The organism is Polaromonas sp. (assembly GCF_049790275.1).
Classification (GTDB): Bacteria; Pseudomonadota; Gammaproteobacteria; order Burkholderiales; family Burkholderiaceae_C; genus Polaromonas.
This window is the reverse complement of the sequence record NZ_JBAQYR010000059.1, coordinates 1-5,056: the sequence shown is the minus strand read 5'-3', so window position 1 is coordinate 5,056 and position 5,056 is coordinate 1. Positions and strand designations below refer to the sequence as shown.

General features: G+C 63.3%; 6 protein-coding genes. 2 read left to right on the top strand and 4 right to left on the bottom strand.

All coding sequences use genetic code 11. The annotated features are described in order from the left end of the window. A partial coding sequence (locus WA904_RS08765; protein ID WP_425196739.1) for a hypothetical protein occupies positions 1-184 on the bottom strand: 184 nt, incomplete at its 3' end. Positions 185-268: 84 nt separating this feature from the next. After that, a complete protein-coding gene (locus tag WA904_RS08760; protein ID WP_425196738.1) occupies positions 269-1,264 on the bottom strand; it encodes a quinone oxidoreductase family protein in 996 nt (331 codons plus the stop codon). A 167-nt stretch (positions 1,265-1,431) separates the two neighbouring features. On the opposite strand from WA904_RS08760, the gene WA904_RS08755 reads away from it, so the two are divergent. Then, positions 1,432-2,331, top strand: coding sequence for a DMT family transporter (locus WA904_RS08755; protein WP_425196737.1), 900 nt, complete (start codon positions 1,432-1,434; stop codon positions 2,329-2,331). Between the two features lie 110 nt (positions 2,332-2,441). On the opposite strand, the gene WA904_RS08750 is transcribed toward WA904_RS08755, so the two are convergent. Together WA904_RS08750 and WA904_RS08745 are read right to left on the bottom strand one after the other, a co-directional pair. After that, positions 2,442-3,194: a hypothetical protein gene (locus tag WA904_RS08750; protein ID WP_425196736.1), complete on the bottom strand. Its 753-nt coding sequence runs from the start codon at positions 3,192-3,194 to the stop codon at positions 2,442-2,444. A gap of 188 nt (positions 3,195-3,382) precedes the next feature. After that, the gene (locus tag WA904_RS08745) at positions 3,383-4,480 is read right to left on the bottom strand and encodes an SMP-30/gluconolactonase/LRE family protein (protein ID WP_425196735.1); all 1,098 of its coding nucleotides are present in this window, start codon (positions 4,478-4,480) and stop codon (positions 3,383-3,385) included. 168 nt (positions 4,481-4,648) lie between these two features. Here WA904_RS08745 and WA904_RS08740 point away from each other — a divergent pair. Beyond that, positions 4,649-5,056, top strand: a 408-nt coding sequence (locus WA904_RS08740) for an MFS transporter (RefSeq protein ID WP_425196734.1), incomplete at its 3' end; no start/stop codon positions are given.

Genomic DNA, 5,056 nt, shown 5'->3' with positions numbered 1-5,056 from the left:
GGGCCGCCTGCGCTGACGCCGGCGTGGGTGCATAACCCAGGCGAGAACTGGCACGCCAGGCGGCAGCCACATTGGCGGACGGCGGACCGCCATCGGTCTGGGCACGCAGCGCAGGACTGCCCAGAAGGGCGAGTCCGGCCAGTGCCAGTGCGAACCCGCGCGATACAGTGAATTGGGGGGGCATGGTCACTCCTGAAGCCCCCATTTAACGCCCGGCCTGTGCCGTGCGTTGAACGCTGCGCGCAGCTTTACACAGCTTTGCCGGGGATTACAGCGTCAGGATGGTGCAGCCGGTGGTCTTGCGCGCTTCCAGGGACATATGCGCCTGCCGCACATCGGCCAGCGGGAAGCGCTGGTCGATGCGGATGTGAACCTTGCCGCTGCTGACCATGGCGAACAGCTCGTCAGCCATGTCCTGCGTGCTTTCACGGGTGGCGATGTGGGTGAACAGCGTAGGGCGCGAAACATAAAGCGAACCCTTGGCGGCCAGCACGCCGATGTCCAGCGGCTCGACCTTGCCCGAGGCGTTGCCGAAATTGGCCAGCAGGCCAAACGGGCGCAGGCAGTCCAGCGACTTGAGAAAGGTGTCCTTGCCGACCGAGTCGTAGACCACCTTCACGCCCTGGCCGCCGGTGATCTCCTTCACACGTGCGACAAAATCTTCCTTCGCGTAATTGATGGCAAAAGCTGCACCCTGCGCCTTCGCCAGCTCGCATTTTTCGTCCGAGCCGGCCGTTCCTATCAGCTGCAGCCCCATGGCTCTGGCCCACTGGCAGGCAATCAGGCCGACCCCGCCGGCCGCGGCGTGGAACAGCACAAAGTCGCCGGACTTCAGCCCGCCCTGTGGCTGGGTGCGGCTCAGCAGGTACTGCACGGTCAGGCCCTTGAGCATCATGGCGGCGCCCGTTTCGAAGGAAATGTCATCAGGCAGCCGGCACACACACTTGGCGGGCATCACACGCACCTCGCAGTAGCTGCCCGGGGGCTGGCTCGCATAAGCCGCGCGGTCGCCCACCTTCAGGTGAGTCACGCCTTCACCGACAGCCTCCACCACGCCCGAGGCTTCCATGCCCAGTTGCAGCGGCATGGGCAGCTTGTAGAGGCCGGCGCGCTGGTACACGTCGATGTAGTTCAGGCCCACCGCCTTGTGGCGGATGCGAATTTCACCGGGGCCCGGTTCGCCGACAAGGACCTCGACCAGTTTGAGTTCTTCAGGTCCACCGTTCTGGTCAATACGAACGGCGAGCGAGGTGGTCTGGGCCATGATGGTTTTCCTTGGATGCGGTGGAAGGGATGCGAAAAGAAGAATGCGGCCTGCATCCTGCCACGAATCAGCAGCGCCTGCAGGGCCAGGCCAGGGCTGCCTCGAACGGCGCGCGGGTGTTCAGCCTTTCCTCAGCAATGTCGCGGGGCGCTGGGTACAGTCGCCGCATGACGACCGGCCTGAACCCTCGAACCGCCCTGCTGCTTGTCGTCCCCCCGCTGCTTTGGGCCGGCAACGCCGTGGTCGGCAGGCTGGTCCATGAACTGGTACCGCCCATCACGCTGAACTTTCTGCGCTGGACGCTGGCGTTTGTGCTCCTGCTGCCGCTGGCCGGCTGGGTGTTGCGGCGCGGCAGCGGCTTGTGGCCGCACTGGAAACGTTTTGCGCTGCTGGGCCTGCTCGGCGTGGGTGCCTACAACGCGCTGCAGTACCTGGCGCTCCAGACCTCCAGCCCGCTCAACGTCACGCTGGTCGCAGCCAGCACGCCGGTGTGGATGCTCGCCGTCGGCTGGCTGTGTTTTTCCCAGAAGGTGTCGCGCCGGCAGATCATGGGTGCGCTGCTGTCGATCACCGGCGTGCTGGTTGTGTTGTCGCGCGGCCAATGGACCCTGCTGGCCCAGGTCCGGCTGGTGCCGGGTGACCTCTACGTCCTGCTGGCCACGGTGGCCTGGGCGTTTTACAGCTGGCTGCTGACACAGCCGAAAGAGCCGCCGGGCATTCGCAGCAACTGGGCCGCTTTCCTGATGGCGCAGATGATTTTTGGTCTGGGCTGGTCCGGCTTTTTCGCGGCCGGTGAATGGGCGCTGACCGATGCCCACATCCGCTGGGGCTGGCCGCTGGCAGCCGCCCTGCTTTATGTCGCCATCGGCCCGGCCATCCTGGCCTATCGGTGCTGGGGCGTCGGTGTGCAGCGCGCGGGCCCCGCCATCGCCGGTTTTTTTGCCAACCTCACCCCGCTGTTTGCGGCCCTGATGTCGGCGGTGTTTCTCGGCGAACTGCCGCATGCCTATCACGGCATGGCATTCCTGCTGATCGTTGGCGGTATTGTGGTGTCGTCGCGGCGATAAGGCGCGGCTGGCTTGTGCTTTTGAAGCGCGCCGCAAATCGAATGGCACCCGGATAGGAAAGCACCGACGCGAACACGGGAAATTTCCTCTTTGGTCAGGCGCGAGGGAGCCTAATTGAGCCGCGAAAGCGTCAACGCAAGCGCCGGAAAGTCCCGGTTGTTGATACGCGTCGCGAGCTTGGTGCCTGTCATGGTGCTGCCGGCCATCTCGAGCTCATACGTCATCGCACTCCGGTTGGCCTGCATGGCACCGTCATTGGCGTACACAATGACAGTGATCCGGTCGCCCTGCCGGCTCCAGCGCGCCGGATATTTGTCCGCATAGTTCGCCGCGCCTTCGCCCTGGATGGTCAGCCTCGCTCGCTCGCCAGCTTCGGTGACCACCTGCCAGACGCCGACCGGCGTGGATTGCACCACCGGTCGTTGAGGGACAACGCTGGCAGGTGGCGCCGTCTCAGCTTTCGTGTTCGCAGCCTGCTTGCCGGATCCAGAGCCGACACACTGGAAGCTGCCGTCGGGCGAATCCTTGATCTCGGCCTTTCCAAAGCCGATGCCACCCTCGCAGGCCGCATAGCGGTACGCCTGGATGCCGCTGGCCCGGGTGCTCGCCCCTGCTTCGATGTTGTTGGAGTGGGTATAAAAACTGTTTCCCGCAGGCCCGTCACCACATTTCTTTTTGGTGTACTTCTGCTCACCACACCAGACCACAAAGACCTTGTAGCTGCAGCTGTTCCTGAAAACGATATCTTGCTTGTCGCGCGAAGCGGAAACACATTCCATGGCGCTTCGGCCGGGGTTGCCGGCGGCTGATGCGCCCGTCGCAAAAATGGCCAGCAGCAGGGCCAGCAGGTACCAATGCTTCATTGTTCTCTCCCCAGTCTGTTATTCGGAAAGCTGGCCAGCCTGAAGCGAAGCCAACAAATCACGAAGCTTAGATGCGGGTGCCTGTCCGTGCCATCCCCCGAACAAGGGGTGCGGAAATACACAGTGCAAGCCTGAATTTCCGTATTTTTCTGGTCTGCCCTGAATGCGTGATCACCGTGCCGACCGATTTACTTCGGCAGCCAGCCCAGGCCCTTGGCATGCAGGCTCTGTATGTAGAGCTTGCCGGAAGTTTCAGTGACTGCCGTGGTTTCCGGGTAAGCCCCGGCCGGGTCCTGCAGGTCGGCAACTATTTTTCCATCTTCGGTGAAGGCCATGACATGCCCATACGATTTGGGGATGGGCCACATGGCACGGGGAAGCCGCAGCGTGAGTTTGCGCAAAAAGGGTTTGCCCGCCATGTTGTCAATCGCCGGATTTCTGGGTTTGGCCAAGCCGAGCCATATCTTGCCGTCCAGGCCGCGCATGAGGTTGTCCGGATACCCCGGCAAATTGTCCAGCAGCACACTGGCTTGCGAATTCGGTTGCGCCACGTCCAGGTTGCTGGCATCAATCGATACTTTCCACACCCGGTACTTGCCGGTTTCAGCGACAAACAGCGTCTTGCCGTCTCGGCTCAAGGCCACACCGTTGGCAAAGCTCAGGCCTTTGGCCACCACACGCGTGGCCTGGTTGGCGGGGTCGTATTCGAGAATTCGCCCGGTGGAAGATTGCTCGAGGATGTCCAGCACGCTCGCTTCAAACGTGCCGCCCCAGCGGGCCGGCGCAAAACGTGTGGAGGCATCGCTGAGGTAGATTTTCCCGTTGGCGGCTACCACAACGGCATCGGCGTAACGGATCGGATCGTCTCCGACCTTGTCGGCCAGCACCGTGATCTTTTTGTCCGGGGTGATGGACAGCAGGCCTTTGACCGCATCGGCCGCAATCAGGTTGCCTGCAGCATCGAAGTCAAATCCAAGCACCCTTCCGCCGGTGTTGGCAAACACTTCCTGCGCACTCCCGTCCTGGTTCATGCGCAGGATGTTGCCGCTGGCAACCGTGGTGTAGAGCTTGCCGTCCCTGGCAATCACGATGTGCTCAGGCCCTTCCTCCGAACCCAGTGAAATCATCTGCAGGCCCGCCAGCCGGTTGTTCACGGCATGGGGTCCGGCATAACCAGGCGCGGCAGGCGCATTCCAGCTGACAGGCTCTATCGGCACCGGCCACAAGCCAAGATAGGCGGCCAGCACAAGCAGGACCACGCCAAGTACCCACGCTGCTTTTTTCATGTGCCCTCCCGGACGGTATGTTTGACAACAAGCCCTGCCCACCATTGTGCCGGCCGGCCCCTTATCGATCGCCGATTATCCCTGCGGATCATGTTCGCAGGTCCGTAAATGGCCAGTAGCGGTCGCGTCTCGCGGCAGGATAGGGCCATTTCCCGGCATCGAAAACACATGACTGCAACGCTTCCCCGCCCCCTTCTCGCCCTCACGGGATCCAACCTTGCGGCGCAATCGGCCGAGCAACTGAGCCTGGCGGCTGTGCCGATCGTGGCCGTGCTGGCATTGGGCGCAGGGCCTGGCGAAATCGGGCTGCTGGCCACAGCCCAGACCCTTCCCTTCCTGCTGCTGTCGATTCCCCTGGGTCTGCTGGCAGACCGCACCTCGCGCAAGCGCCTGATGGTGGGATCAGAGGTGCTGCGCACACTGGCACTGCTCGGCCTGCTGGCCACCCTTGCCGGCGGCCAGCTCTCGATCGGGTTGCTGGCGGTGCTGGGCTTTGTGGGTGCCGTCGGCACGGTGGGCTTCAGCGTCGCCGCGCCCGCCCTGGTACCGGCGCTGGTCCCGCGCGAGGGACTTGCG

Coding starts and splice junctions, on each gene's coding strand:
- WA904_RS08755 (WP_425196737.1), top strand. CDS start 1,432: ATGACGACCGGCCTGAACCCTCGAACCGCCCTGCTGCTTGTCGTCCCC.
- WA904_RS08745 (WP_425196735.1), bottom strand. CDS start 4,480: ATGAAAAAAGCAGCGTGGGTACTTGGCGTGGTCCTGCTTGTGCTGGCC.
- WA904_RS08760 (WP_425196738.1), bottom strand. CDS start 1,264: ATGGCCCAGACCACCTCGCTCGCCGTTCGTATTGACCAGAACGGTGGA.
- WA904_RS08750 (WP_425196736.1), bottom strand. CDS start 3,194: ATGAAGCATTGGTACCTGCTGGCCCTGCTGCTGGCCATTTTTGCGACG.